26 protein-coding genes and 5 tRNA genes are annotated in these 25,982 nt (G+C 38.1%); 13 read left to right on the forward strand and 18 right to left on the reverse strand.

Going from position 1 to position 25,982, the window contains the following annotated elements:
- Positions 1 to 60 precede the first annotated feature (60 nt).
- The 4 genes from MUW56_RS00845 to MUW56_RS00860 all read right to left on the reverse strand — a co-directional run bounded on the left by MUW56_RS00845 (position 61) and on the right by MUW56_RS00860 (position 3,997).
- Complete coding sequence (locus MUW56_RS00845) at positions 61 to 624, reverse strand: sugar O-acetyltransferase (RefSeq protein WP_292011401.1); 564 nt, start codon at positions 622 to 624, stop codon at positions 61 to 63.
- A 159-nt stretch (positions 625 to 783) separates the two neighbouring features.
- On the reverse strand, positions 784 to 1,689 hold the full coding sequence (locus MUW56_RS00850) for a GLPGLI family protein (protein ID WP_292011402.1): 906 nt from the start codon (positions 1,687 to 1,689) through the stop codon (positions 784 to 786).
- A 64-nt stretch (positions 1,690 to 1,753) separates the two neighbouring features.
- Positions 1,754 to 3,625, reverse strand: a complete 1,872-nt coding sequence (locus MUW56_RS00855; protein ID WP_292011403.1) for a M56 family metallopeptidase — start codon at positions 3,623 to 3,625, stop codon at positions 1,754 to 1,756.
- A 6-nt stretch (positions 3,626 to 3,631) separates the two neighbouring features.
- Positions 3,632 to 3,997 (reverse strand): BlaI/MecI/CopY family transcriptional regulator, encoded by a 366-nt coding sequence (locus tag MUW56_RS00860; protein WP_292011404.1) that lies wholly within the window; start codon positions 3,995 to 3,997, stop codon positions 3,632 to 3,634.
- 329 nt (positions 3,998 to 4,326) lie between these two features.
- On the opposite strand from MUW56_RS00860, the gene MUW56_RS00865 reads away from it, so the two are divergent.
- The gene (locus MUW56_RS00865) at positions 4,327 to 4,908 is read left to right on the forward strand and encodes a hypothetical protein (protein ID WP_292011405.1); all 582 of its coding nucleotides are present in this window, start codon (positions 4,327 to 4,329) and stop codon (positions 4,906 to 4,908) included.
- A gap of 376 nt (positions 4,909 to 5,284) precedes the next feature.
- On the opposite strand, the gene MUW56_RS00870 is transcribed toward MUW56_RS00865, so the two are convergent.
- Positions 5,285 to 5,731: a GNAT family N-acetyltransferase gene (locus MUW56_RS00870; RefSeq protein ID WP_292011406.1), complete on the reverse strand. Its 447-nt coding sequence runs from the start codon at positions 5,729 to 5,731 to the stop codon at positions 5,285 to 5,287.
- Between the two features lie 186 nt (positions 5,732 to 5,917).
- Between MUW56_RS00870 and MUW56_RS00875 the strand changes: the two genes are divergently transcribed.
- The 4 genes from MUW56_RS00875 to MUW56_RS00890 all read left to right on the forward strand — a co-directional run bounded on the left by MUW56_RS00875 (position 5,918) and on the right by MUW56_RS00890 (position 9,477).
- Positions 5,918 to 6,631: a 2OG-Fe(II) oxygenase gene (locus MUW56_RS00875; RefSeq protein WP_292011407.1), complete on the forward strand. Its 714-nt coding sequence runs from the start codon at positions 5,918 to 5,920 to the stop codon at positions 6,629 to 6,631.
- Positions 6,632 to 6,638: 7 nt separating this feature from the next.
- On the forward strand, positions 6,639 to 6,884 hold the full coding sequence (locus tag MUW56_RS00880; protein ID WP_292015357.1) for an Ada metal-binding domain-containing protein: 246 nt from the start codon (positions 6,639 to 6,641) through the stop codon (positions 6,882 to 6,884).
- A gap of 518 nt (positions 6,885 to 7,402) precedes the next feature.
- Positions 7,403 to 8,416 (forward strand): hypothetical protein, encoded by a 1,014-nt coding sequence (locus tag MUW56_RS00885; protein ID WP_292011408.1) that lies wholly within the window; start codon positions 7,403 to 7,405, stop codon positions 8,414 to 8,416.
- A gap of 32 nt (positions 8,417 to 8,448) precedes the next feature.
- Entirely contained in the window at positions 8,449 to 9,477 is a 1,029-nt protein-coding gene (locus MUW56_RS00890) for a hypothetical protein (protein WP_292011409.1), read from the forward strand.
- A 264-nt stretch (positions 9,478 to 9,741) separates the two neighbouring features.
- On the opposite strand, the gene MUW56_RS00895 is transcribed toward MUW56_RS00890, so the two are convergent.
- From MUW56_RS00895 to MUW56_RS00915, 5 genes are all read right to left on the reverse strand, one after another.
- A tRNA-Met gene (locus tag MUW56_RS00895) sits at positions 9,742 to 9,814 on the reverse strand.
- A gap of 38 nt (positions 9,815 to 9,852) precedes the next feature.
- Positions 9,853 to 9,925 (reverse strand) — tRNA-Met (locus MUW56_RS00900).
- 38 nt (positions 9,926 to 9,963) lie between these two features.
- Positions 9,964 to 10,036 (reverse strand) — tRNA-Met (locus tag MUW56_RS00905).
- A 38-nt stretch (positions 10,037 to 10,074) separates the two neighbouring features.
- Positions 10,075 to 10,147: transfer RNA gene (locus MUW56_RS00910), tRNA-Met, on the reverse strand.
- 38 nt (positions 10,148 to 10,185) lie between these two features.
- Positions 10,186 to 10,258: transfer RNA gene (locus MUW56_RS00915), tRNA-Met, on the reverse strand.
- Between the two features lie 101 nt (positions 10,259 to 10,359).
- On the opposite strand from MUW56_RS00915, the gene MUW56_RS00920 reads away from it, so the two are divergent.
- The 5 genes from MUW56_RS00920 to MUW56_RS00940 all read left to right on the forward strand — a co-directional run bounded on the left by MUW56_RS00920 (position 10,360) and on the right by MUW56_RS00940 (position 13,923).
- Positions 10,360 to 10,971 carry an L-threonylcarbamoyladenylate synthase gene (locus MUW56_RS00920; protein ID WP_292011410.1) on the forward strand — a complete coding sequence of 204 codons (612 nt, stop codon included), beginning with the start codon at positions 10,360 to 10,362 and terminating at the stop codon, positions 10,969 to 10,971.
- 21 nt (positions 10,972 to 10,992) lie between these two features.
- Positions 10,993 to 11,703, forward strand: coding sequence for a type II CAAX endopeptidase family protein (locus MUW56_RS00925; protein ID WP_292011411.1), 711 nt, complete (start codon positions 10,993 to 10,995; stop codon positions 11,701 to 11,703).
- Positions 11,704 to 11,707: 4 nt separating this feature from the next.
- Positions 11,708 to 12,466: a peroxide stress protein YaaA gene (gene yaaA / locus MUW56_RS00930; RefSeq protein ID WP_292011412.1), complete on the forward strand. Its 759-nt coding sequence runs from the start codon at positions 11,708 to 11,710 to the stop codon at positions 12,464 to 12,466.
- Entirely contained in the window at positions 12,467 to 13,315 is an 849-nt protein-coding gene (gene prmC / locus MUW56_RS00935) for a peptide chain release factor N(5)-glutamine methyltransferase (protein ID WP_292011413.1), read from the forward strand.
- Between the two features lie 248 nt (positions 13,316 to 13,563).
- Positions 13,564 to 13,923 (forward strand): DUF4180 domain-containing protein, encoded by a 360-nt coding sequence (locus MUW56_RS00940; protein WP_292011414.1) that lies wholly within the window; start codon positions 13,564 to 13,566, stop codon positions 13,921 to 13,923.
- A gap of 18 nt (positions 13,924 to 13,941) precedes the next feature.
- Here MUW56_RS00940 and MUW56_RS00945 read toward each other — a convergent pair whose 3' ends face one another.
- The 7 genes from MUW56_RS00945 to MUW56_RS00975 all read right to left on the reverse strand — a co-directional run bounded on the left by MUW56_RS00945 (position 13,942) and on the right by MUW56_RS00975 (position 22,652).
- Positions 13,942 to 14,952 carry an NAD-dependent epimerase/dehydratase family protein gene (locus MUW56_RS00945; protein ID WP_292011415.1) on the reverse strand — a complete coding sequence of 337 codons (1,011 nt, stop codon included), beginning with the start codon at positions 14,950 to 14,952 and terminating at the stop codon, positions 13,942 to 13,944.
- Positions 14,949 to 15,734, reverse strand: a complete 786-nt coding sequence (locus MUW56_RS00950; protein ID WP_292011416.1) for an SDR family oxidoreductase — start codon at positions 15,732 to 15,734, stop codon at positions 14,949 to 14,951. The genes MUW56_RS00945 and MUW56_RS00950 overlap by 4 nt, the downstream gene beginning before the upstream one ends.
- Positions 15,735 to 15,870: 136 nt before the next feature.
- The gene (locus MUW56_RS00955) at positions 15,871 to 16,980 is read right to left on the reverse strand and encodes an AraC family transcriptional regulator (protein ID WP_292011417.1); all 1,110 of its coding nucleotides are present in this window, start codon (positions 16,978 to 16,980) and stop codon (positions 15,871 to 15,873) included.
- 31 nt (positions 16,981 to 17,011) lie between these two features.
- A complete protein-coding gene (locus MUW56_RS00960) occupies positions 17,012 to 17,665 on the reverse strand; it encodes a rhomboid family intramembrane serine protease (RefSeq protein WP_292011418.1) in 654 nt (217 codons plus the stop codon).
- 5 nt (positions 17,666 to 17,670) lie between these two features.
- Positions 17,671 to 20,253, reverse strand: a complete 2,583-nt coding sequence (locus MUW56_RS00965) for a DNA gyrase/topoisomerase IV subunit A (protein ID WP_292011419.1) — start codon at positions 20,251 to 20,253, stop codon at positions 17,671 to 17,673.
- Positions 20,254 to 20,261: 8 nt separating this feature from the next.
- A complete protein-coding gene (locus MUW56_RS00970) occupies positions 20,262 to 20,738 on the reverse strand; it encodes a hypothetical protein (protein WP_292011420.1) in 477 nt (158 codons plus the stop codon).
- A gap of 27 nt (positions 20,739 to 20,765) precedes the next feature.
- Positions 20,766 to 22,652 carry a DNA topoisomerase IV subunit B gene (locus MUW56_RS00975; RefSeq protein WP_292011421.1) on the reverse strand — a complete coding sequence of 629 codons (1,887 nt, stop codon included), beginning with the start codon at positions 22,650 to 22,652 and terminating at the stop codon, positions 20,766 to 20,768.
- A gap of 418 nt (positions 22,653 to 23,070) precedes the next feature.
- On the opposite strand from MUW56_RS00975, the gene MUW56_RS00980 reads away from it, so the two are divergent.
- Together MUW56_RS00980 and mobB are read left to right on the forward strand one after the other, a co-directional pair.
- The gene (locus MUW56_RS00980) at positions 23,071 to 23,421 is read left to right on the forward strand and encodes a hypothetical protein (protein ID WP_292011422.1); all 351 of its coding nucleotides are present in this window, start codon (positions 23,071 to 23,073) and stop codon (positions 23,419 to 23,421) included.
- 4 nt (positions 23,422 to 23,425) lie between these two features.
- On the forward strand, positions 23,426 to 24,682 hold the full coding sequence (gene mobB, locus MUW56_RS00985; RefSeq protein WP_292011423.1) for a conjugal transfer protein MobB: 1,257 nt from the start codon (positions 23,426 to 23,428) through the stop codon (positions 24,680 to 24,682).
- Positions 24,683 to 24,703: 21 nt separating this feature from the next.
- Here mobB and MUW56_RS00990 read toward each other — a convergent pair whose 3' ends face one another.
- Positions 24,704 to 25,054, reverse strand: coding sequence for a helix-turn-helix domain-containing protein (locus tag MUW56_RS00990; RefSeq protein WP_292011424.1), 351 nt, complete (start codon positions 25,052 to 25,054; stop codon positions 24,704 to 24,706).
- A 95-nt stretch (positions 25,055 to 25,149) separates the two neighbouring features.
- Between MUW56_RS00990 and MUW56_RS00995 the strand changes: the two genes are divergently transcribed.
- Complete coding sequence (locus MUW56_RS00995; RefSeq protein WP_292011425.1) at positions 25,150 to 25,974, forward strand: SDR family NAD(P)-dependent oxidoreductase; 825 nt, start codon at positions 25,150 to 25,152, stop codon at positions 25,972 to 25,974.
- Positions 25,975 to 25,982 lie beyond the last annotated feature (8 nt).

Consider the following 25,982-nt stretch of genomic DNA (forward strand, 5'->3'; position numbering starts at 1 on the left):
CATTCGTTTAAAATATAAATCCCGGACCAAAGCCCGGGATTTTCTGTTTACTGATATGAACTACTGCTGTTCAATATTTTTAACCACTTTACAGGGATTCCCTACTGCTACTGTATTCTCCGGAATATCTTTGGTAACCACGCTTCCCGCTCCTATCACCGCATTATTTCCAATATTCACTCCTGGCAAAACAACCACATTACCGCCTAACCAGACATTATTTCCTACCGTAATCGGGTGGGCATATTCCAGTCCTTCATTTCTCTGTTTTACATCCAGCGGATGCCCTGCTGTATAGAAACTGCAGTTGGGGCCGATAAAAACATGATCTCCAAATGTAACCCGGGCACAATCTAAGATCACAAGGTTATGATTGGCATAAAAGTGTTCACCCACGTCAATATTATACCCGTAATCACACCAGAAAGAAGGCTCTATACATATATTTTTCTTTGTTTTGCCCAGAATTCTTTTGATTAATTCTTCTCTCTTTTCCGTATCAGAATTCTTCAGTCCATTGTATTCCGTACATAAATCTTTGCAGGCGATCCGTTCACGGATCAATTCCTGGTCAAAATTGGCATTGTATAAAAGTCCGGCGGCACATTTTTCCTTTTCTGTCATAATTTAATTTGAAAGTTGATAATTTAATCTTACTTGAAATTTAAGAATATTTCCATTAACAACCCCAGTTTTCAAGATATTTCCTGCTGCTGGCTGCTGCCTAAAAAACAAAAACAGAATGCCAAATGACATCCTGTTTCGATAATAAATGATATAATTTTAGTTCACCAGATCCGGTTCGATCGGATTATTATCTTTCTGTAAGGATTCTTTCGTTCTTTTTTCCATTTCTCTGAATGCCTGGTTAGGATCAGAAATCTCTTTGCCGTCGGATGTTTTCACTTTAAAGGCGAATTTAGTGTTGGAATCACCTCCATTTTTCATCATCAGTTCCCTCATATTCTTTGTGGGATCATTCACATAAATTTTCCAGGCTTTTTTAAACTGATCTTTGGTCACTTCAATTTCTTTTCCGAATAATCCTAATAGTTTTACATTGTCAGGAAGCTGCGGATCTTTTTCAGAATCTGCCGTCTTTAAGGTTTTATTTCCGATCAGCGTCATGCTGTGAGAGCCTGTGGCATCTTCAATCTTAACAATCAGCCCCGGCAGTCCATAAAATTTGTAAGGTCCATCCTGGAAAGGAATATCTGCAGCAAACCAGGCTGTCCATTCTCTTCCCCCAAAGCTTGTGGTCGCTTTCTGAGTATTGTAGTCTCCAATTTTCTGCTTATCAGGCTGTATTTTCCATTCCGGTTTTTTATCCTCCCTGATTTTGTATTTATCCATGGATATATTTCTGAACAGATATGTTTTAAAATCAGGATACTGCTTGGTTACCTTATAGGAAACCTGGCCCGGTTTTTCCCTTCTGTTGACACTGATACTCCCGCCTCCTGCTTTCAGCTGTTTTTCAAGCTCTGCTTTTCCGATGGAATCGGCTACAAACTTATCATGACTATAATAGCTTGATCCATTTTTGTCTATATCCAGAAGCATCATTTCCTTTTTCACGTCTTCCTTGTTATGGGAGTCCAGGATAAATTTGTATTCGTAAAAAAACCGGTTGACCTGGGCACTGGTGAGTACTCCCAGCAGCATAAAGAACAGTATTTTATTTTTCATAATGAAATGGTAAATGAAAAGCTTTGTCAATCAAATAATAGCATTGACAAAGCTTAATGAAACTTTATTTCTTTGTCTGAATTCTTATTTCACCCTGGCTACCTCTTACTTTATTTTCCTTCATCACATTCATGCTTGCAATATTTTCAGGCTTTAGAGCGTCCAATTCTTCTTTAGAAACTTCCCTACCGTCAATATAATATTTCGCATTGTCCCAGCCGCTCATCTTATAATTTTTTATTCCGTTCAGAGAAATATTTCCCTTTCCGTCTCTTTTAATGTAATCGGCCTGCATGACCATTACTTTAGGTGAGCTGTTCGAAGTGATAAAGCTGGTTTCTTTAAAGTTTTTCATACTTTCTGAAGCTATTTTTCCCGCTTCTGTTCTGGCGGCTTTTTCAGCCTCCTTTCTTATTTTGTCTACATCAATCCTTACCTTCTCACTTTCAAATCTCGCTCTATCCGCTGTTATTCTCATCTTATCACTTTCCCTTCTGGCCTTTTCACTCTCTTTTATCGCTTTTCTGGCATCCTTTAAAGCCTGCCGTACTTCATCTTTCTCTTTTGGGCTTAAATCCTTATAGTGTACTGTATTGTTTTTAAAATAAATGACTTTAGGGCTCCTTGGTGCTGCAGGAGGAGCCGGCGGCGTACCTGGTGCACCCGGCGCTGCCGGAGGTTCCGGGAAATCGACGTCTACATCCAGATTGGAAAGGTCAGGCATCTCAACACCTATCTTTTCAAGCTCCTGTACTCTGTTTTTCCATTCATCAGACTTGAAATAGCTATTACCCTTTCTCTCAGCATTAATAGCTGCTATACTTCCTATTTCTTCAGCCAGCGAATTTATTTCTTCAATTTTCTTGTGAAAAGCCTTACTTTCAGGTTTCAGCTGATGCAGTTCCTTTCCTTTTTCTTTGAGCTTTTTTTCAATTTCAGCTAACTTTTTCTCATGATCACCATTAATGATCACTAGCTCATTGATTTTTTCCTGTTCTGTTTTTCCAGGCCTTACGGTATCTTTTTGAATTTGCGAAACCGTTTTTTCAATCGTAAGATTGGTCTTTTCAATCTCTTTATTTTCAGCATTTACCATATAAGCAAAAGCTATGGTAAATAAAACCGGCAATGCAAATATTCTTCGCGCATACCCGAATTTGGTTTTAGGTTTTTGTAACATCTTAAGTCTTTTTTTAAGGTTTGAACTTAGAAACGGACTGGAGGCAGGCAACTGTGTTCCGGAAAAGTGGCTTGCTAAAAGCATCTGCGCAAATGCTTTGGTGTCCGAATGTTTTACGGCTTTTTTATCAGCCAGATATTCATGAATCAGGTTAATTTCTCTTTTGATGATATGAAAGAACGGATTGAACCATAGAACAGAGGTGATCACTTCAATAAAGATCTTATCAAATGAGTGTTTCTGCTCAATATGTACCATTTCATGTTTCAGAATTTGCTTTCCTACTTCAGAATTCAGCATAATGGTATTTTTCCAGAAAAGATTCTTAAAATATGAAAACGGAGCTTCTGTCAAGTCGGTACTGTAAAAATTAATCCCGTCAAAACTTTCTTTCCGAAACTGGTTTTTAAGCTGCTGGATTTTAAAAATCCCATAGAGCAATTTCCCTAAAAAATAGAGAGAAACCAATCCCAGAGCTGAAAAAATAATGTTAAAATAAATGTGACCATGGTCTATATTTTTTTGTGTATTAAAATTTTGAATCTTATCAAGAAGCATATACACATCACTGTTCACTTCAATTGTAAAGTCCTCTATCCTGATCAGGGGCAACAATAATGAAATCAGCATTGCAGATAACAGGTAAAATCTGTTATAATGATGGAATGTCTTGTCTTTTAAAGACAACTGGTAATACAGAAACATTACACCGGAGCATAAAATTACTTTTCCAAAGTATAGAAGTAAGGCTTCCATAATGACTTAGTTTTTCTTTTTAAGTTCGTCCAATAGCATCTCCAGATCTTGCACAGTCATTTCATTTTTTTCCACAAGAAATGAAACGGCGCTTTTATAAGAACCTTTAAAATAATTTTTCACAAGGCTTTTCATCGTCTTTCCGGAGTACTGCTCTTTTGAAACCAGCGGAAAATACTCATGCTGCCTGCCATGTACACGATAGTCTACAAATTCTTTATCCTTTAATACTTTTAAAATCGTAGATACAGTATTGGTATGCGGTTTAGGTTCCGGAAAAAGATCAAGAACATCTTTCAGAAATCCTTTTCCTATTTTCCATACGTACTGCATTACCTGTTCTTCTGCTTTGGTTAAAGTCTGAATTTTCATATCTGTTCATTTATTATATACCATACATCAGTAAAATCTAATATCACTAAGAAATTAGTTATACAAATGTAGAAATAAATTCGGATTAAACAACTAATTTTTTAGTGATAAAAACCAGAATAAACATAATCGTCTGATAATCAAATATATAAAATTAAATAAAATATATTAAATTATAAGTATTGTGAATTTATTCCCTACACAATCCATAGAAAATGAGCAATTTCACCTGTAAATTCTTAAAACTTGTTAATTTTTATTAAATAAAATTAAAATGAATTTGTCTAAACCGGGAAATTATATTTATTTTAGTGCTTTAAAAATTTCTCATGAAAAGATATAATTTATTGATTGTACTATTACTGCTTATTTTTAACGTTACTACAGCGCAAAAGAAAAACTCTCCGGCTGCCGACCTCAGCATATTAAAGGATACAAAATCAAAAATTGAAGCTACCGTTCCATTGGTTATTCAGCATCTTCAGAACATTGCCACTAAGGAGGGTGACCATAATATTGTGGCCAACGGGAAAATTGCCGTAGGAAAAGAATACAGAGTATTGGAATCCGAGTGGTATTTATATAGAAATAACATGAAGAACTGCATCCTTAACAATTCTTCCAAGAAAGCTAAAAAATGCATGGAGTATCATACTCAATACTTAAGAAATACATTTATCAACTATAGCAACTATATCACTAATCTTACAAGAAAGAACGGATACTTAGGGGTGGAAGGAGATACAAAATTTGATTTTAAACCTGCGGAGATTGCTACGAAATTAAGTGAAGCGTATTTCAATGCCAATGATGCAGCGCGAAGAATGAAAGCAGATCAGAAAAGAGAATTTTTAGATCAGACAATGTCCGATGATAATAAATTGGCCCCTTACGCTCAACTGGCTCAATAATATATACCTCTATAAAGAATAAAAAGAGAATCACCATGTGGTTCTCTTTTTATTGTATAACAAAAAAAATCCCCGCCAAAGCAGTTTTGTGGTATAATCATAAAACCGTGGGGAAAAAGTAGAAAATGAGGCGGAGATAATTTTTTGTATGCTCTTCAGGATCAACTGTCCTAATTCTGATCCCTAAGAGCTTTACAAAAATAAAATTCTCTCCCTTCTCTGTAAAAGAATAAGTGTAGAATTAAATATCACAAGCTGTAGAAGTAATTCTACTCTATTATTAACTGAAGGCCTGAAAATACAGATCAATCTGTATTTCAGCTGTTTATCAGTTATCGTTTTTTTCAGACATTCTTATTCCGATAGGGCCTAGTATTTATTTCCACCAATGATAATAGTTATGCAGCCCGTCATACTCAAATCCACAACGGGGATAAAGCGTATTTCCAATAGCGTTGGTCTTCTCTGTTTCAAGCATCAGTCCGCAGGCTCCTGTCTCTTCACACCATTGCTTGCTTCGGTCAATTAAGGCTACAGAAAGCCCTTTTCCTCTATAATCCGGGTGCACAAACAAATCACTTAATAACCATTGCTTCTGCAGTTTGGTATAATGAAACAGTTTATAAAGCTGCACAAATCCTACCGCCCTGCCATCAGCCACAGCAAGAAATATATCTGATTCACCGTTTAAAAATCTTTCTTTTAAAAATACTTTTCCTCTCTCCAAATCTGATTCCTGTCTGTAAAAAATACGGTAAAGATTGAAGAGTTCTGCCGTTTCATCAAGATCTTCAAGACTTGCTTTTTTAATCGTGTAATTCATCGTTATATTTATTTTGATTAACAGTGCAAAAGTAGCCTTAAACAGGATCCTCTATACATTCCAGATTTAAGTTATACAGATAGTCCAGCTATTATTGATATCTGAATTGCAAACGAATAAAATACCGCATGTTTTGGATTTTCTCCCTGCAGATAACATCAGATCTTTGCAGGATAAAAAAAATCAATGACAGATATTATTCAGAGAATTAAAAGTGCAGACTGGCCCGATATCACAGAAACGATGCATCAGAAAGGATACGTTGTCATTTCCAGTTTGCTGTCGGATCATGAATGCGAAATATTAAGATCAAGTTATGAGGATTCTGGCCTGTACCGGAAAACAGTTGTCATGGCCCGCCACCGCTTTGGCCTGGGCGAATACAAATATTATGACTATCCATTGCCGGGGCTGATTCAGACCTTACGAACCCATATGTATCCTTATCTGGCACCCATTGCCAATGCCTGGTTTAAGGCTTTACATATTGATCTTTCTTTTCCACCGGAACATCCGGATTTTTTACAACAATGCCATACCAATGGCCAGCAAAAGGCAACCGCTTTGATTCTGAAATATGGAGAAGGGGGTTTCAATACATTACATCAGGATTTATATGGTGATGTCTATTTTCCTATTCAGGCTGTATGCCTGCTCAGCGAACCGGATAAAGACTTTACAGGCGGAGAATTTGTTCTTACTCAGCAGATCCCGAGAGCTCAGTCAAAGGCTATTGTTTTAAAGCCAAAGAAAGGCGATGTGCTTATTTTCACTACCCACTTTAAACCTGAAAAAGGAATGAAAGGATATTACAGGGTTAATATGAAACATGGTGTAAGTGAAGTAAAAACCGGAAACCGTTACGCTTTAGGAATTATTTTTCATGATGCTACCTATTAGAATCAGTATGATCCATCATTCTCAACTATCAGATGCTGAGCTGCGGAGCAAGATCCACAGTCAAGAAATTCATTTTGGCGGAAATAAAAAACTGAAGATCTATGGATTGCTCGGCTGCAATGCAGGCAAAAGAATGAAAAGAGAAAACAGGATTTTCTTTATCTCCGAACAAGAGGCAGTCCTAAACAATTACCGCCCATGTGGGTTATGCATGAAAGAAAAATATAAAAAATGGAAAATAAATTCTTTTTGAATCAGGAGGCTGTCTCAAGTGTCATTCTGAGCGAAATGGAATGCAGCAAAGAATCTTAAGCATTTGATCTCCGGATATTTTTACAAGATCAAAATAACAAAGGTCTAACTTTCTGACTTTTGAGGCAGCCTCTTGTTTAGTACTGATGCCTACCCAAATATTTAAAGTTATATATATTGTATTATTATTTAAACTAATGACATTCATAACATTTTATGAATGAATTACTTCCATATAAACCACATACTTCTCCCGTTTTGCCTCATCTGTAATTTCATTTTTTACTCTAAAAGGTTTCCCGCGATTAAAAAATGGAGAAAAAAAATGGAAAATTTGTTCAAAATAAGTTGAGATATTCTGAATTTTATAATACAAATAATTATTTTCTCGCTATTAATTTCCCATTAATACGATCATATTAAAATATTATACATTAAAAATCAACATATTGTGAAATAAATTAACATTGTTTTTAAATAAAACTCTATATTAGTGTAAAAACCAAAAACTTACACAATATGAACCATGAAAATTTTAGTACACTTGAACTCCTCCACAAACAATTCAGGTATCCTTTCCCAACATTAAAAAACCCCAATGCCGAACAATTGCAGGAGATCACCGAGAATCAATGGATCGACGGAGAATATCTGTGGCTTTATGAGCAGAATCCCGACCTTCGCAAAAAGTACAAAAAAACCAAGACGGCACATATTGCAGCCCAATGGTTCCCAACAGCGTCCCCTGAGCGGTTCAAACCTATTTGCAGACTAATGCTATGGACGCTTTACAATGATGATCTGTATGAAGAAAGCGAATCTAAAGATATCACGTATGTACATGCTCAATCTATTGCAATACTGAACGGCGAAATAAGTGCTGAAGATTCAGGAATACCCTTAGGCTCTATGCTGGCATCGCTGAGACAGGAACTGTTACAGTTTATTCCACAGGAATCAATGTCAAGATTTACACAAATGATCAGCAGATATTTTACAGGATTGGAAACCGAACTGAAATACAAGAAAAACAAAGCTTATCCCAGTGTAACCGAATGTATAGCTTTACGCGAAAATTCTATCTGTCTCTACCCTTTCCTGCAGCTTACAGAAGTGGAAACAGGAATCATCCTGCCGCAGGAAATCCATGATCATCCGGTAATCTGCCGTTTGCAAACACTGGCATGCCACCTGGTCACCTTTTTCAATGAGGTACAGTCTGTCCTCAAAGACGAGGCAACCGACAGTATTTATTACAATATCGTAAAGGTTATTCAGCATGAACATCAAATGTCCCTGAAAGAAGCCTGTCTTGAAGATTTACGCCTTCACAATGAGGACCTGAAAGAATTCATAGCATTACAGGCTTCCCTTCCCGATTTTGGAATATGGCAGGATGCGGTAGTCAACTGGGTACATTATATGAGCATGGTGCTTAGCGGATGGAAGAACATATCTACAAAACTGGACCGTTACAATGCTATGGAGTTTCCGGGAGCAAAAGAACTGAAAGAAAAGCTCAATCAGCTATAATAACATCCATTAATTTTAATAAAAACAAATCCATGAGAGAAGAATTAATAGTCCCTCAATGCCATTATCCATGGCCAACAGTCAACAGCCCTATTGCCAATGCCTTTGATGAGGAAGAAAAAAGCTGGTACGATGATGATTATACTTTTATTTCCGAAGAAGGAATAAAAAGATGCAAACCCCAGTTTCTATCGCGCGTAGCCACCTATATGAATCCAACCTGCGACAGCATAGAGCGCATGCGTCCATGTGCCAGGCTGATGATCTACATCACTCTTTTTGATGATTTTTTTGGACTAACGCCAGCTAAAGAACTCAAAACGATGGCAGACCGGGTATACGAGGTCATGATGGGTGATGATCCGCATGAAGATGAAATCGGTATTCTGAGACAAATGGCACAGGCAAGAAAAGAATGGATTGCGAATGGGATGCCTCAATTCTGGATAGATCGAGTTTCCATCAATTTTTATGAATTTATCATGTACGGTATGGCGGAGGAAATCCCTTTTAAACAAGCTGAAAAAAGAACCTATCCTTTACTCGCGCATTATCTTAGTTTCCGAAAATATTCAATCGGCATGTGGCCGTATGGCGACCTTATAGATCCTGCCACAAATTTTGCACTGCCCGTTCATATATACAATCATTCTGTTGTACAGCGCTGTAGAGAACTGCTTTCCTTGGTTATTGTCATCCAGAATGATTTTGCTTCTTTAAAAAAAGAACTTGAAATAGAAAGCGAAAGCCTGAATATCATCTTCATTCTAAGCCATCAGTATAAACTATCCTATCAGGAAGCCTGTACAGAAGCAATGAGATTACATGATGCGTATTGCCGGGAGTTGGATGACCTCCATGAGTCCCTTCCCGATTTTGGTGATTTTCAGGAACAGGCATATGATCACGTCTATCACATTAAGCTGCAGATAAGCGGCTGCGCAAACTGGTATTACAATTCCGGGACAAACCGATATGAGCCTAAAGGATTTATTGTACCTAAATACGGGCGAGAAGGAGATGACATTCTTATTCCGCACAGCATTTTTGTGCAAAAATAAGGATGAAATGATCAGACAGATCTTTGCTGTTAAAACGGTTACAGCAACCTGAGATTAGGAAACCAATAACACTATCTTTTTAAGTTAGCATTATGATTACCAGGGTTTTATCAAAATTATCATGAATCAAAAGAGAGGTTACAATTTCAGTAATCAATAGCAGAAAAAATGCCGGAACAGATCATGATACTGGATAGATCAGCCAGGACCGATTTTTTTCAACATAAAAAAGAGAAGCAATATTGTATTGCTTCTCTCGTTTAGTAGCGGGAACCGGACTCGAACCGATGACCTTCGGGTTATGAGCCCGACGAGCTACCTACTGCTCCATCCCGCGGTGTATTTTTAGAGTGCCTACCGAAAGCACTTGCTTAGTAGCGGGAACCGGACTCGAACCGATGACCTTCGGGTTATGAGCCCGACGAGCTACCTACTGCTCCATCCCGCGGTGTATCTTTAGAGTGCTTACCGAAAGCACTTGCTTAGTAGCGGGAACCGGACTCGAACCGATGACCTTCGGGTTATGAGCCCGACGAGCTACCTACTGCTCCATCCCGCGGTGTATCTTTAGAGTGCTTACCGAAAGCACTTGCTTAGTAGCGGGAACCGGACTCGAACCGATGACCTTCGGGTTATGAGCCCGACGAGCTACCTACTGCTCCATCCCGCGGTGTATTTTTAGAGTGCCTACCGAAAGCACTTGCTTAGTAGCGGGAACCGGACTCGAACCGATGACCTTCGGGTTATGAGCCCGACGAGCTACCTACTGCTCCATCCCGCGATATTGGATTGCAAATGTACGACTTTTTTTTAAAAATCCTAATTTTTCTTTTAAATAAAGGACTTTTATAAAAACTATTTTATTATTTGTATCTTTGTTTTATGGCAAAGATATTAAAAATTTACCCGGATAACCCTCAGGAAAATCTTGTTAATGAGGTTATTAAAACACTCAATAATGGTGGGCTGATCATCTATCCTTCAGATACCGTTTATGCACTAGGCTGCAATATTTTTGATATAAAAGCCATGGAAAAGCTGGCTCAATTGAAAAAATTAAAGCTGGAAAAGGCCAAATTCTCCATTATCTGTAATGATCTCAGTCACCTTTCCGACTTTACAAGACCTATTGAAACTTCAGTATTCAGATTTCTGAAAAGCCATCTTCCGGGGCCTTTTACCTTTATCCTTGAAGCTAATAAAAGCTTGCCTTTAGCCTATAAAGGCCATAAAACAATTGGTATCCGCGTTCCGGACCACCCGATTCCCCAGCTTATTGTAGAAAAATTGGGACACCCTATCGCATCAACTTCCATTAAAGATGATGATGAGATCATTGAATATTCCACAGATCCCGAGCTGATTGCTGAAAAATATGACCATCTTGTCGATATTGTAATTGATTCAGGATACGGGGATAATGTAGCCTCCACCATTGTAGATCTTACTTCAGGAGAACCGGAAATTATCCGCCAGGGAAAAGGGATTGTTTAGTTCAAAGTGTTCCAAGGACGGATGAGAATTATGGGGGTTAATGGGAAGTATTCTATAGGAATTGTACTCACTTTTGTGCTTTTGGCAGCGGTTATGCTTTATATTTTCCCTGTAATCAACAGGATTAAAGGAATACAAGGTATTACATCAAGCAGTTTTTTCTTCAGCAGACTTGCCATATGGTTTGTTTTACTCACCGTATTTCTGTACAGCTTCTTTATTGAAAAAAATCCTTTTTTACTGAAAGAAGAGAGAAAGTATTCTTTGAGCTTCTATGTAAAGGCCGTCATCTGCCTGTATCTGATTTGTGCGGTCGGCGGGGCATTTCTGAATGCACTGATCCAGCTTTTGATCCAGGAAAAAACGAGTGGTAAACTGCTTCAGCTCACTTCAGTTTTTAAAAATAACTATTTTTTAATTATTTTTACATGCTTTACGGCCGGTGCTGTGGAAGAATTTCTGATGCGGGGTTATATACAGCCCAGAATAGAGAATATCTATAACAGTCCTCTTTTGGGGATACTCGTCTCGGCCATTCTGTTCGGGATCCTGCACAGCCCTTACGGAACAATAGGTCAGGTCGTTGTACCTTTCTTTATTGGAGTCGTTTTTGCTATGTTTTATCGACTATATTCAAATATTAAAATTATAATCATCTGTCATTTTATGATTGACTTTGTGTCTCTGATGATCATGAATTTTTTAGATATCAAACATTTATCTGCATTTTAACATTATGAAAATTGTAACATCACCTGCCAAATTAATGAACGTAGAAAACTCAACAGAACTGTTGAAATCCACTACCCCAAAATTCATTGAAGATGCAGCATTTATACAAACTTACTTAAAAGAAAAGTCTCCCAAATACCTCTCCGAACTGATGGAGATATCGCCTAAACTGGCTGATGAAAACTGGGAAAGAAACCAAAACTGGAAATCAAAACCCACTGCCAAAGAGTCTGCTCCCGCCCTATTCGCCTTTACCGGAGAAGTGTACAGGGGATTGGATGCTAAAACGCTGGATAAAGCAGCTGTAGATTATCTTCAGAAAAACCACAGAATGCTTTCCGGGCTGTACGGCCTTTTGAAACCTTCTGATAAAGTAATGCTTTACAGGCTGGAAATGGGGCGCCCTTTTAAATTCGATCAATATAAAAATCTCTATGAATTCTGGAGGGAGAAGATTACGGAACAGCTGAATTCTGAGATGAAAAAGGGAGAAATCCTGCTTCACCTTGCCAGCAATGAATACGGAAAAGTAATCGACAGAAAAAAATTAAATCACCAGATGGTTGATTTCGATTTTTACGAATTAAAAGACGGAAAATTAAAAACAATTGTAGTTTATACTAAACATGCCAGAGGACTTGTTGTACGATTCTGTGCCGAGACCAATGCTAAAACACTGGACGATGTAAAAGCCTTCAACTATGAAGGTTACAGGATTGATGAGGATAAATCGACAGATACAAAACTGGTTTTTACAAGATAGATGACAATCTCAGCATTCAAAAAACATTTCAAAACAGCACTTTCTGACCTTTATACTGAGTCGGAAAGTGTTTTCTTATCTTCGCTGCTGATACAGAAAATAGCAGGCTTTGACCGTTTTCAGCAAAGAAGGTTTTCCGAGCAGGAGCTTTTAACAGATGACGAACAACAACTTTACGGTTTTATTTCGGAATTGAAGACAGGCAGGCCTTATCAGCAGATCCTGGGAGAAACTGAATTTTACGGAATGAGATTCCTGGTGGATGAACATGTTCTGATCCCGCGTCCTGAAACTGAAGAGTTACTGGAAATAGCCATCCGGGAAATTCAAAGTTTGGCGGTTAATATTGAGGGGTTAAAGATTCTGGATATCGGAACGGGAAGCGGTGTAATCCCACTGGTACTGAAAAAGCACTTTCCGAAAGCTGAAGTTTCATCTGTAGATTTTTCTGAAAAAGCTTTGGAAACAGCCCGACGAAATGCTGCTTACCACCATCTGGAAGTTCATTTCATTCATGCTGACTATCTTCAGTTTGAACCGGCTGAAACTTACGATATCATTATTTCAAATCCTCCTTATATAGGCATTGATGAAGAAATTGACATTGCGGATTCTGTAAAAGAATTTGAACCTAAAATGGCCCTTTTCTCCCCCACTTCCGATGCCCTGGTCTTTTACAGAAAGATTGCAGAAGACTGTAAGGTGCATCTGAAAGATAACGGACTTTTATTTTTGGAAATCAATCAGAAATTAGGTCCTGAAACGTTAGCGCTATATTCTGATTTCTGTGATGCTCAATTGCTGAAGGATTTATCTGAGAATGAAAGGTTTATCTATGGAAGAAAATAAGTATATTTATTTCCATATCATTAATCCATGAAAATCTCCATTTAATGCACATTTTAATCGGTATTTCACTGGCTGGGCAGCTGATGTTCTGTAGAAAAATCTTCCGGATACTGTCAATGCTTACCACTATAAAGGATAATTCAACAGTTTTGTTTTGATGATAAAGGATCATAAGGCCGTATGGGGGGTGTCCTGCGCATTTCCCCGTGAGATAACTTTTTAAGATATAAAAACGATTCAATACTATTATGTTAATCAAATCGCACCACATCAACAATATCAAAATTGCGGAAGTCATTTCCGATGATATGATCATTCAGTCTGTTCAGGATGGGCTGGATATTCTGGGAGATATTTATTATCAGGGATTTGACAAGGTAATTCTTTATGAGAAAAATATAACTCCCGGTTTTTTCGATCTGAAAACAAAAATAGCAGGCGAAATACTGCAAAAATTCTCAAACTACCGCATCGGGCTGGCAATTGTAGGAGATTTCAGCAAATATAAAAGTAAAAGCATGAAAGATTTCATCTTTGAAAGCAATACAACGAAGCATATCAATTTTGTTGAGATGCTGGAGGCTGCTTTGGAAAACTTTTCCAAATAGAGATTGTTTTTAAGATATTCAAGCAGCAAAGATTTGCTTTACATTAATTTTAATGCTCCCGCTGATTTTTGCTTTTTTAAAATACCTGACTGCATCTTCAATGGCTTTATCTGCCGACTGGTATTGAACTCCGAGTTTTTCTACTGATTTTTGATTGCTGTAGTAGTTATGTACCTGAAGAGCTTTCATATTGGAAGTGCTAAGGCTTGTTTTTATCTTCAGTTTTCTCAGGATATCACCCGTTGCTCCCAAAAAGTTTAAAATAACATCCGGAACCGGGATCATAAGTGGGCTCTGATCAGTAATCCGGTTTATTTTGATGAAAAAATCCTTATAACTCAGATTCTCATGGGCCAGTATATATTTCTCACCATTTTTTCCTTTTTCAATAGCCTGCACTACCCCATGAGACACATCTTCAACATGGACAAAGTTTTTCCCTCCCTTGGGATAGAAGATCAGTTTCTTTTTCCAGGCCCAGAAAATAAGTCTCCCTGAGCTTGGTTTATTATCATAAGCGCCAATCATAAAGGCAGGATTCAGGATGACCACCTCAATATTCCGATTATTCTGTAAAAGATAATTTTCTGCCTCCAGTTTACTTTGCGCATACCAAGATTTTGTAAAAGGATATTTTTGAGGGATCATTTCATCTCCCGGCTGTTCTCTGCTTCCGTAGCCTAATGTATTGGCAGTGCTTATGAACAGGAATTTTCCTGCCCCACAGATTTGAGCATGGGTAAAAAGATTCACGGTCATATCATAATTTACTTTTTTATAGGCCTCATACCGAAACAGATTTTGCCTCGTTTCTGCAGCCATATGAATAAAGCAATCCACCCCTTTTAAAAATGAGGAAATATCGGCTGACAAATCTCCTTCAACCAGTTTCAGATTTTCGCTTTCTTCACCCAAATAACTGCTTTTCTTGCGCACCAAAGCAATAACAGAATAACCATCTTTTAATAATTTAATAATAACATTGGTTCCCAAAAGCCCGGAAGCTCCGGTTACAAAAACTTTTTTCATGCTTCTATTTCTTTTTTTATAGCCTGGGTCATCAGCGGAAGTTTTATCCATACCGGTAAAATTTTCATGATCAGCCAGCTGATTGGGTTGACCATAATTACGGAATCTTTTTTAAATAACTGATGAATACAGTACGATGCTACCTTATCTGGATTTAAAAGGGTCAGTTTTCCCAGAAAACCTTGTTTCTCGATTCTTCTGCAGACATCCTTATTGGTTTTCATGGCTCCGGGATTCACCACACTGACAAAAACATTGGTATCTTTCAGTTCTTCATACAATCCTCTTGAAAATGAATGGATGAAGGTTTTGGAAGCAGGATACACCGTTTTAAAACCTACCGGAGAAAAAGCGGCCATACTTGAAACATTTAAAATATATGCTTTGGGCTGTCTTAAAAGATTAGGAAGAAGCTGATGCGTGATGAGTGACGTAGCCGTTACATTGACCTGTAAAATCGTATTGATGTAATCCGAAGTAGCTTCTGTAAATTTTTTGGTTCCTCCAAGGCCGGCATTGTTGATCAGAATATGAATTTTAAAAGACTGATTAAGCCATTCTGTAAGCCTCATGACATTATCATGTATTGAAAGATCAACTTCATAATAATGCGTTTTCACGTGGTAATTCTCTGCAAGCTCTTCAGCCAGCTGTTTCAGATCCTGACCGGGAAGACTTACCAGGATTACATTAATGTTTTTCTTAGCCAGGTTTACAGCAAATGCCTTTCCCAGCCCCTGGCTGGCTCCCGTGACTACCGCATATGATTCTTTGGTATCCATAAACAAATTTTATGGTACAAATCTATCCTGTTCCTTCAGTTCTGATGTTCCGGATTATCTTAGTGAACCATTTCCTGCAAATGAGCAATAAAAAACATAACATTTTAAAATACAGCGATTTAAAAATACTCTAAAGTTAAGATTTATAAACCTGAACTTCATTTTTAAACTCAGAAGGAGTCTGTCCGGTCATTTTTTTAAAGGTAGTATTAAAAGATGTCTTGGAATTGAATCCTGATTCATAGGCTATTCCTAGGATGGAAAATTTAGACTCTGTATTTTTGAGAAGTGTTTTGGCATATTCAACCCGGTATCCGTTCACATACTGGAAAAAATTCTTTCCAAAGCCTGTATTGATCACATAAGACATGTAATGTGTGGAAACGGACAGCATTTCCGCCAGTTTGATAAGGTTCAGTTCACTGTCCAGATACGGGCGCCGGGTGGCCATAATACTTTCAAGCTGTGCTTTTATCTTTATTAATTCTTCATCGGAGATCAGCTTTTTCTTCACCTCTTCTTTCTCCGTCTCTTCATCAATAGAGATCAGTTCCCGGCGCTGTTTTTCTTCGAGAGGATAGATTTCTTTCTGCTTCAGCGAATAATAAGCTACCCAATAAATAACCAGCAAAAAAACTGCATTGATGAAGAAATTTAATGATGTCGGATCATAAAACAGGTTATAGATCACATAAATTATATTGACGATGAAAAGTACCACGATAATGTACTCCAGCCAATTCAGATTAATCCCTTCGGTATTGGAAGAGAACTGCTGGATTTTCTTTTGGTGTCTTCTGATGATAATATAGGAAAGTCCCGTATAAAACAGGGCCTGGACCAGGATCAGGATTACACTCAGATATTCAAACGGATTGGAATAGCCCAGCTCCGCACACAACAGACAGAGGAGAAAAGCTACAGGAAGCAGCAGAAATTTAAGATCCGTGCCTTTAAATACAAAGGAAGGATTGGTATAGAATAATACACTGAAATAAAATACAATCGGGGTCAGAAACTGTACAAACCGGACTACAAGCAGGGAATGAAATTCTACAGTGGAACCTGTCACCAGGAGCAGCACCTCATCCATCCAGAAAGTAGACCACAGGAATAAAAAGATCCCGAACCAGAAATTGGCTTTCCTGTTTACTTTCAAAGGATTGGCCAGCTTTAGCAGAGAAAGCAAAACCAATGAACCATAGATAAGTATCACGATGAAACTGTTTAATTCTGATGTGTTCATTGGTTTTGATATTTTAAGTAAAAATAATCTTTTATCCTATTCGTTTCCTTATAAAAATCTCATAGGCTAAATAAACTAAAGGTAACGACATAATCCCTATATAAAGCCCATTATGAATTGCTCTGTCGGGAGCATTCACAACAGCGTATACTAATCCCAGAAATGCACCTCCTAAATGAGCAGCATGCCCGATATTGTCATGAGGTCTCGGATTCAGCATCATATATACGGAGTATCCAAAGTACAATAACCCAAAAATATATCCGGGAACTGCAATTGGAATGAAGAAAATATAGATTCCGATATCAGGGATCAATGCTATAGAAGCAAAAAGAATTCCTGAAACTCCTCCACTTGCTCCTACCGCAGAATACCAAGGCTGCTTTTGGTAAATATAAAGAGAAAGGAAGTTTCCCAGCAGAATGGATCCCAGATATACAATAATAAATCCTATGCTTCCAAACCCCTGCATTACAATAGGACCAAAGAAATATAAGGTCAGCATATTAAACACCAGGTGCATGATATCGGCATGTAAAAATCCCGATGAAAGAAGGCGGATGTATTCTTTTCTGTGGAGGATTGCCCCCACACTGAATTTATATTTCTCAGTAATCGCAGGATTATTAAAAGCGATGAAGCTAATAATGGCTGTGATGACAATAAATGCTATTAAAATATTCATATTTTTTAATTTTCAGGTCCATCACTCTGGAACAGATCACCAATAATTCCTCCGTCATCATCCAAATCTGCTGTTTGCTCGGGTTCTTCGTAGGTTTCGGGTTCTTCTTCCACAGGTTCCGGAATGGTAATATTGATGGTTTTTACTTTAAATTTCGTAAACTGGTTTCCTATTGCCTTTATTCCTTTTACCGTTATAAATTCATCGATATTGACCGTTTCAGGCTCACGTTCTTTTCCTTTATCTTTGGCAAAAATAATCTCTGCCGTGGCATCATTCGCCACAATCACATTTTCAATGAATGACTTCGGATGCTCAGACGGCATGAAGGTCTGCACATTGGTTGTGTTTTCCAGCAGGAATCTCTTGATAAAGTAGATATCTTTTTCTCCATCATAATAGATGCAGGTGATGGGTTGCTCAGGTCTCCATTTTTCAAGCACCAGGTACTCGTCATCGAAACGGTTTCCCAGATCAAAAGAAACAAGCTTTACTTCGCCATTGGTATTAATGGTCAGAATTTTATCATCACCTTTAAAGCTTCCTAATAAGGTTCCTCTTACATCGGCATTCAGTCTTCTTACCGTATCATCAAACCAAATCTTTCTCGGCGCCAGGGTAGAAACTCCTTCTTCCTTCATATCTACCTTTTTCACGGCATATTTGGTTACCAGATTTCCCTTGGAATCACGTCCTTTGATCGCCAGCTCAGAAAAATTGATATCCATTTTATTCTTTCTGATTCTTGGATTCGGTTTTAAAAGTACCGTTACCGTTTCTGCTTCTCCATTAGGATTTGCAGAAAAATAAAGCATTTCTGATCCTTTTTTATCTGAAGCCAATGGATAATCGGTATTTCGGGTTACTCCGGTTACAGAGAAACGTTTCATATAATAAGGTCCTTCTCTCCCTTCACGGTAGATCATATTATAGACCGTTCTTTTATCATTTTTCTTCCAGACAGCAACGTAGAGAAGATCTTTTCCGATAAACGTTTTTGCTTCCACCTTTACCACTTTCATACTTCCGTCTTTTCTGAAAGTAATGATATCATCAATATCCGAACAGTCGAACATATACTGATCTTTTTTCAGAGAGGTTCCTATGAATCCTTCTTCAAAATTGGCATAGAATTTTTCATTGGCAACCGCTACTTTTGTAGCATCAATCGTATCAAAGATTCTAAGCTCTGTTTTTCTCTGCTTGTCTTTCCCGTATTTTTTCTGGATATTTAAATAATAGTCAATAGCATAGGCTACCAGATTCGCCAGATTGTATTTTACCTGTTCTATTTTACCTTCAAGAGCGGCTATATTTTCTTTAAATTTATCTAAATCGAATCTTGAAATTCTCTTGATTCTGATCTCGGTTAATTTTAAAATATCTTCCTCTGTCACGGCTCTCAGGAGATGTCCGGTATGAGGTTTTAATCCTTTGGCAATGGTTTTCAATACCTCTTCCCAGGTTTTTACTTCTTCGATGTCATGATAAATCCTGTTTTCGATAAAAATTCTTTCCAGTGAAGAGAAATGCCAGCTTTCCTGAAGCTCGTGAAGTTCAATCTCAAGTTCTTTTTTCAATAAGGAAACAGTATGATCCGTATTCATTCTGAGAATCTCGGAAACATTCATGAACATTGGCTTGTCTCCCACAATCACACAGGCATTGGGTGAAATCGTCACCTGGCAGTCCGTAAATGCGTACAGGGCATCAATGGTTTTATCCGGAGACACATCATGATGAATGTGGATCAGAATTTCAACCTTATCGGAGGTATTATCTTCAATCTTTTTGATTTTGATCTTCCCTTTCTCATTGGCTTTGAGGATAGAATCGATAAGATCACTGGTGGTCTTGGAATAAGGAAGCTCAGAAATGACCAGCAAATGCTTATCAGTCTGTGTAATTTTGGCTCTTGCTCTTACTTTCCCACCTCTGTGGCCGTCATTATATTCTGAAACATCCAGGTAACCGGCAGTTAAAAAGTCCGGGAACAGTTCGAATTTCTTTCCTTTCAGATAGGCTACAGAAGCGTTGATCAGTTCATTAAAGTTGTGAGGAAGTATTTTTGTAGAAAGTCCTACCCCAATTCCTTCCACTCCCTGGGCTAAAAGCAACGGGAATTTTACCGGAAGATCAATGGGTTCATTATTTCTACCGTCGTAGGATTTGGTCCACTCAGTTGTTTTGGGGTTGAAAACCACTTCGAGGGCGAAAGGCGTTAATCTGGCTTCAATATACCTTGCAGCAGCAGCAGAATCCCCTGTATAGATATTTCCCCAGTTTCCCTGGGTATCTATCAGTAATTCTTTCTGCCCGATCTGTACCATAGCATCTGTAATGGAAGCATCTCCGTGCGGGTGGTATTTCATCGTATTTCCTACGATATTAGCCACTTTATTGTACCGGCCATCTTCCAGCTCCCTCATAGAGTGCATGATTCTTCGCTGAACAGGTTTCAGCCCGTCATACACCGAAGGGATAGCTCTATCCAGAATTACATAGGAAGCATAATCCAGAAACCAGTCTTTATAAAGACCTGAAACTTTCTTTAAGCTTTCGCCCTCATGCGAATATTCTTCTGTCATCTATTTTTTTAATCTTTTTTCTCTTTATTAGCTTTTACTACTTTATTCAGAGAGAGTTTTAAATCATTTACTTCTTTTCTGGTCAAATAAGAGATCTGGTACTTCAGTACGGTAGAACCACTGTTCTTACTTGAAACGGTAATATATAGTCTTTTGATAAAGAATATAGTGACTATGTCATATTTTACCAGCTTATACTTTGGAAATTCATCATAAAGAGGCTTATTTAAAAAAGGAATGATATTCCTGTTCTTAAAATTCAGCGCTTCTCCGTCACTGTCATACTCAAAAATCTGTCTTCCATTGAGATGAAAGGCTACCAACATCAAAACAGGAACAACAATGAGCAAATAGCTTTCACTTCCCAACGTATTAAATCTGTACTTATTTGCTAAAAATCCAACGGTTCCCAACGAGGTCATCATCAGCAGCGATGTATTGATAAAGTTATATACTGATGTTTTGTTACGGTTACTTAGTCTCATTTGATTGTCAAGTTTATCTTCAGTTTATCAGCTGTTTATTTCATCCAAAGCTTCTTTTTTATCAATATCAGTATCGTCTTCCACCACCAGATTTTCAAGAATAAAGGTTTGCCTGTCCGGTGTATTTTTTCCCATATAAAACTCTAAAAGCTGGTCTATGGTCTGATCTTTTCCTACCACTACAGGCTCCAAACGAATATCTTTTCCAATAAAATGTTTAAATTCATCCGGAGAGATCTCTCCCAGTCCTTTAAATCGGGTTATTTCAGGATTTTTTCCAAGTTCATTCAGGGCTTTTATTCTTTCTGCCTCAGAATAGCAGTATCTTGTTTCCTTTTTATTTCTTACCCTGAATAATGGGGTCTGAAGAATATAAAGGTGGTTGTTTTTGATCAGGTCAGGGAAAAACTGCAGAAAAAATGTGATCATCAGTAAACGGATGTGCATCCCGTCGACATCGGCATCGGTTGCAATAATGACCTGGTTGTACCTTAGATCCTCAAGACTTTCTTCAATATTTAAAGCAGCTTGCAGCAAGTTAAATTCTTCATTTTCATAGACCACTTTTTTGGTCAGTCCGTAGCAGTTCAAAGGTTTCCCTTTCAGTGAAAATACAGCCTGGGTTTCTACATCCCTTGATTTGGTGATGGATCCTGATGCAGAGTCTCCCTCGGTAATGAAAATCTGGGTATCCCCTTTTCTTTCCGCTTTCTGATCGTTATAATGCTGCCGGCAGTCCCGAAGTTTTTTATTGTGAAGAGAAACTTTTTTAGCTCTTTCCCTTGCCAGTTTCTGAATTCCGGAAAGCTCTTTCCGTTCTCTTTCAGAAACCAATATTTTTCTTTGGATGGCTTCCGCTATTTCAGGATTTTTATGCAGGAAATTATCCAGTTTGCTTTTCAGGAAATCAATAATAAAGGTTCGTACCGTAGGGCCGTTCGGGCCCATATCGTTAGATCCCAGTTTTGTTTTGGTCTGAGATTCGAAAACCGGTTCTTCTACATTGATGGAGATCGCAGCAATAATAGACTTCCTGATATCAGAAGCATCAAAATTTTTATTGAAAAACTCCCGGATCGTTTTCACGTAGGCTTCCCGGAAAGCATTAAGATGGGTTCCTCCCTGTGTCGTATTCTGTCCGTTGACAAACGAAAAATAAGTTTCCGTCTGGGATTTATCCGAATGGGTAATGGCTACTTCAATATCATTATCTTTCAAATGAACGATCGGATATAGGATATCGCTTTCCAGCTCTTCTTCCAAAAGATCTTTCAGTCCGTTTTCGGAAAAATAAGTTTCCCCGTTGAAAAGAATTTTTAGTCCGGGATTCAGGTAGGCATAGTTACGGAGCATTCTTTCGATATACTCTTTTCTGTATTTAAAATGCAGGAATATCTCTCCATCGGGGATGAAGGAAATTTCCGTACCATTTCTGTCAGAAGTATCCTTTTCATCAAAGTTTTCTTTAATGATCCCGCGGGAAAACTCGGCCATTTTCATTTTACCATCCCGGAAAGAACGTACCCTGAAATAGTCTGAAAGGGCATTGACGGCCTTGGTACCCACCCCGTTCAGTCCTACTGATTTTTTGAACGCCTTACTGTCGTATTTACCTCCGGTATTCATTTTGGAAACGGCATCTACGACCTTTCCCAAAGGAATTCCACGGCCAAAGTCACGGACGGTAACTTTGCCGTCGTCCAGCTTTATTTCAATTCTTTTACCAGATTTCATCCGGAACTCATCAATGGAGTTGTCCAGGATTTCTTTAAGCAGAATATAAATCCCGTCATCAGCAGAAGAGCCATCTCCCAGCTTCCCGATGTACATGCCGGGGCGCAGACGGATATGTTCCTGCCAATCGAGGGTTCTGATATTATCTTCGGAGTAGGTTGGATGTATTTCTTGTGACATATATGATTTCAGCAAACATACAAAAGTACGAAATTGTACAAAATTATCCGAATTTCGGAAGTCATTTTTTCCCAACTTTTATCCTCCAGCCAAACCGTATTCTGCATCCGTGTTATGCAAATCGGATGATAGTCATCACAAGTATTTAAATTTTAAAATAAATTTTCAGTAAATATACATCAAAGATTAATAACAGGTAAAACGGTTGTAAATAAAGGCTTTACAGCCGTTTTATGATTTTTTGGTAATGAGGTAAAAAGCAGTAAAAAGCGAGGTTTGGCAAAAGTAAGGTTACTAAAACGTTACTTTTGAAAACAGAAAAAACATATTTAAAATACTGTATTTCAGCTTTCTGCATAGTTTTTCATATTGTTCCGTAGCTCACATAGGTTTAATTTTATCATTAAGAATTGTGAGTATGGAAACGACAAAAAAATCAACGTTTAAGGTATTGTTCTACTTTAAAAATAATGCCCCAAAAAAGAACGGAAAGGTTACGGTTATGTGCAGGATTACCGTAAACGGCAAGCAGTCTGCATTCAGTACCAAGTTGGATATTTCCGCAACAAATTGGAATTTGAAGTACGGCAGGGTTTTAGGAAAGAGCCGAGAAGCCCAGGTAAAGCTGTTAAACGCTAATTTTTCGGATAAAAAAGCATCTGCATACCTCTACAAATTGGAAAAACAGACATTAGAAATGAAAGAACTATTGCTAAAAGTTGTTAACCTAACCGCAGAATTTGAAAAGAAATATCTAAATAAAGAGTGAAGTTATGATTGCAAAAATCGGAAAGGGAAGCAATATATACGGAGCGATTTTGTACAATCAGCAGAAAGTGGACAACGAGAATGGAACAGTTTTGTTGCTGAACAAGATACCCTATACATTAGACGGCAGGTATTCTGTAGCTTATTTTAATCAATGCTTTGAACCGTATCTGTCTGCAAATATTAAAACGGAAAAGACGGTTGGGCATATATCGCTGAACCCAGATCCTGCGGATAAGGTCAGCGATGAGCAGTTTACTGAAATGGCTCACGTTTATATGGAACGTATGGGCTACGGTAATCAGCCTTATATCGTTTTCAAACATACGGATATTGATAGAACGCACATTCATATCGTTTCGACTTGTATTAACGGAAAGAAAATCCCCGATGATTACGACCATCCACGCTCAATGGCAATCTGTCGGGTCTTGGAAACGAAATATAACCTGAACAAAGCAACCGAACAGGAACAGAAACAAACCGATAAGATTTTTAAGCCTGTACATCATAAAAATGGAGATATAAAGAGCCAAATTGCTTCGGTAGTACGGCATCTGCCGAAGTATTACAGCTTTTCGACTATGGGAAGCTACAATGCTTTATTGTCGCTGTTCAACATTACAGCAGAAGAAGTCAAAGGCGAGCGGAACGGACAGACCGTAAATGGTTTGGTATATGTAGCATTGGATGAAAACGGAAATAAAGTAAGCAACCCTTTCAAAGCATCGCTTTTCGGCAAAGATGCAGGCGTGGCACAACTGCAAAAACACTTTGAACAGTCCAAAGAAAAAATGAAAGTTAACCCTACAAGGTCTGTATTAAAGAATATCATTGAATTGGCTATGCACACGACAAGCAATGAAACGGATTTTAGAAAGCAACTGACCGAGCAGGGCATCAATACCGTTGTCCGCAGGAACGACAGCGGACGGATTTACGGCATCACGTTCATCGACCACGAAAGCCGTAGCGTTTGGAACGGTTCGGCTTTAGATAGAAGCCTGTCAGCAAATGTGTTTGAGGATTGGTGGAACAACGGAAATAAACCCGAATTGAAGATACAGGACAGCCCTGTTTCCACTATGAACGTAATAGACCACCAACCGACAAAAGACCTTTTTGAGTTTATTTCGCAGGAACATTCTCAAAATACTGATTTAGGATTGTTCAGCCTGTTACCCGATGCACTGGGCGTGGATTATGAAGAAGAACAGTTTGCCAACCGAATGAAGAAAAAGAAGAAAAGGAGACGTTTGTGAAAGAATTCAAAGATGGATAAGCTATCCGTTTCTGTACTTTTTCCCCCAATGTCTTAACGTTACCAATACGCTTTCAAGACTTTTCCCTTTTTCGCTAATACTGTATTCAACTCTTGGGGGAATTTCCCGATAATCCGTTCGGATAATAAGACCGTCTTCTTGAAGTTCTTTGAGTTGCTTAATCAACATTCTCTCCGTAATGTTTTTGAGTTTTCCTTTTATTTCTGAATACCGCAATGTTTCATGATCCAGTAACGAGGCTAAAATACCGACTTTCCATCTGCCACCGATAATAGATAAGGTATAGAACATACCACAGTTTTCTACCAAGTCTATTTCATTCAGAAAGTTGGTTGAGTTTTTCTTTCGCATAATCACATCATATGTACATACAATTTTGTAGGTACTTGTTTAGTGCAAAGGTATAAAATACTTTTGTCCTAACGTAAAATAAAAAATGGAATAACATGAAACAAAAGGTATGGCTTATTACAGGCGTGTCAAAGGGTTTGGGTAGAGAAATTGCGAAGCAGGTCGCTTGTACAGGCGATATAGTTATCGGAACTGTACGAAATGAGAAAGACAAAGTAGCCTTTGAAAACAGCATAGATGCAAAGGCACTCATCATTGATTTAGCTGAAACAGAACAAATTCCAACGCTTATAACCTCAATTGTCAAGGAACACGGACGAATTGATGTGTTGGTGAATAATGCAGGTTTTGGTGCTTTCGGAATGATTGAGGAATTTGATAAGGAAGAAATTATCAATCAGTTCAATGTAAATTTTATCGCAGTGTGGAAACTTTGCCAAGCGGTACTTCCATATATGAGGGATAACGGTCACGGGACGATTGTCCAAATATCTTCCCGTACAGGGATTATGGCAGGAATTGGAAATGGTATCTATGCTTCGAGCAAATTTGCATTAGAGGGAATGAGCGAAGCGTTGAAGCAGGAGGTCGAACCTTTCGGTATTAAAGTAATGTTGGCAGAACTCGGGGCTTTAAGAACAGATTTCTTTGGAGCGTCTATTAGATATGCTAAAAACAATTTGTCTCCCTATGCCGAAAAATTGGATGACATCAGAACCAATACAAAAAAACTTAACGGTAAACAATCGGGCAACCCAATTAAAGTGGCACAGGTTATTATTGAAGCCGTAAACAACGATGTTCCCACTTTTCGTCTGCCATTAACAGCAGGAACAATTGACACAATGAAAGCAAAGATTGCAGAATTTCAAAACTGTATTGCTTTGACCGAAAACATTGCAAGAAGCATAGATTATTAATCATATAA

The sequence above is a fragment of the Chryseobacterium sp. genome, assembly GCF_022869225.1.
Taxonomy (GTDB): domain Bacteria; phylum Bacteroidota; class Bacteroidia; order Flavobacteriales; family Weeksellaceae; genus Chryseobacterium.

What these genes read in the sequence shown, in the direction of transcription:
- MUW56_RS00845 (WP_292011401.1), bottom strand. Translation starts at nt 624, where the DNA reads ATGACAGAAAAGGAAAAATGTGCCGCCGGACTTTTATACAATGCCAAT.
- MUW56_RS00850 (WP_292011402.1), bottom strand. Translation starts at nt 1,689, where the DNA reads ATGAAAAATAAAATACTGTTCTTTATGCTGCTGGGAGTACTCACCAGT.
- MUW56_RS00855 (WP_292011403.1), bottom strand. Translation starts at nt 3,625, where the DNA reads ATGGAAGCCTTACTTCTATACTTTGGAAAAGTAATTTTATGCTCCGGT.
- MUW56_RS00860 (WP_292011404.1), bottom strand. Translation starts at nt 3,997, where the DNA reads ATGAAAATTCAGACTTTAACCAAAGCAGAAGAACAGGTAATGCAGTAC.
- MUW56_RS00865 (WP_292011405.1), top strand. Translation starts at nt 4,327, where the DNA reads ATGAAAAGATATAATTTATTGATTGTACTATTACTGCTTATTTTTAAC.
- MUW56_RS00870 (WP_292011406.1), bottom strand. Translation starts at nt 5,731, where the DNA reads ATGAATTACACGATTAAAAAAGCAAGTCTTGAAGATCTTGATGAAACG.
- MUW56_RS00875 (WP_292011407.1), top strand. Translation starts at nt 5,918, where the DNA reads ATGACAGATATTATTCAGAGAATTAAAAGTGCAGACTGGCCCGATATC.
- MUW56_RS00880 (WP_292015357.1), top strand. Translation starts at nt 6,639, where the DNA reads ATGATCCATCATTCTCAACTATCAGATGCTGAGCTGCGGAGCAAGATC.
- MUW56_RS00885 (WP_292011408.1), top strand. Translation starts at nt 7,403, where the DNA reads ATGAACCATGAAAATTTTAGTACACTTGAACTCCTCCACAAACAATTC.
- MUW56_RS00890 (WP_292011409.1), top strand. Translation starts at nt 8,449, where the DNA reads ATGAGAGAAGAATTAATAGTCCCTCAATGCCATTATCCATGGCCAACA.
- MUW56_RS00920 (WP_292011410.1), top strand. Translation starts at nt 10,360, where the DNA reads ATGGCAAAGATATTAAAAATTTACCCGGATAACCCTCAGGAAAATCTT.
- MUW56_RS00925 (WP_292011411.1), top strand. Translation starts at nt 10,993, where the DNA reads ATGAGAATTATGGGGGTTAATGGGAAGTATTCTATAGGAATTGTACTC.
- yaaA (WP_292011412.1), top strand. Translation starts at nt 11,708, where the DNA reads ATGAAAATTGTAACATCACCTGCCAAATTAATGAACGTAGAAAACTCA.
- prmC (WP_292011413.1), top strand. Translation starts at nt 12,467, where the DNA reads ATGACAATCTCAGCATTCAAAAAACATTTCAAAACAGCACTTTCTGAC.
- MUW56_RS00940 (WP_292011414.1), top strand. Translation starts at nt 13,564, where the DNA reads ATGTTAATCAAATCGCACCACATCAACAATATCAAAATTGCGGAAGTC.
- MUW56_RS00945 (WP_292011415.1), bottom strand. Translation starts at nt 14,952, where the DNA reads ATGAAAAAAGTTTTTGTAACCGGAGCTTCCGGGCTTTTGGGAACCAAT.
- MUW56_RS00950 (WP_292011416.1), bottom strand. Translation starts at nt 15,734, where the DNA reads ATGGATACCAAAGAATCATATGCGGTAGTCACGGGAGCCAGCCAGGGG.
- MUW56_RS00955 (WP_292011417.1), bottom strand. Translation starts at nt 16,980, where the DNA reads ATGAACACATCAGAATTAAACAGTTTCATCGTGATACTTATCTATGGT.
- MUW56_RS00960 (WP_292011418.1), bottom strand. Translation starts at nt 17,665, where the DNA reads ATGAATATTTTAATAGCATTTATTGTCATCACAGCCATTATTAGCTTC.
- MUW56_RS00965 (WP_292011419.1), bottom strand. Translation starts at nt 20,253, where the DNA reads ATGACAGAAGAATATTCGCATGAGGGCGAAAGCTTAAAGAAAGTTTCA.
- MUW56_RS00970 (WP_292011420.1), bottom strand. Translation starts at nt 20,738, where the DNA reads ATGAGACTAAGTAACCGTAACAAAACATCAGTATATAACTTTATCAAT.
- MUW56_RS00975 (WP_292011421.1), bottom strand. Translation starts at nt 22,652, where the DNA reads ATGTCACAAGAAATACATCCAACCTACTCCGAAGATAATATCAGAACC.
- MUW56_RS00980 (WP_292011422.1), top strand. Translation starts at nt 23,071, where the DNA reads ATGGAAACGACAAAAAAATCAACGTTTAAGGTATTGTTCTACTTTAAA.
- mobB (WP_292011423.1), top strand. Translation starts at nt 23,426, where the DNA reads ATGATTGCAAAAATCGGAAAGGGAAGCAATATATACGGAGCGATTTTG.
- MUW56_RS00990 (WP_292011424.1), bottom strand. Translation starts at nt 25,054, where the DNA reads ATGCGAAAGAAAAACTCAACCAACTTTCTGAATGAAATAGACTTGGTA.
- MUW56_RS00995 (WP_292011425.1), top strand. Translation starts at nt 25,150, where the DNA reads ATGAAACAAAAGGTATGGCTTATTACAGGCGTGTCAAAGGGTTTGGGT.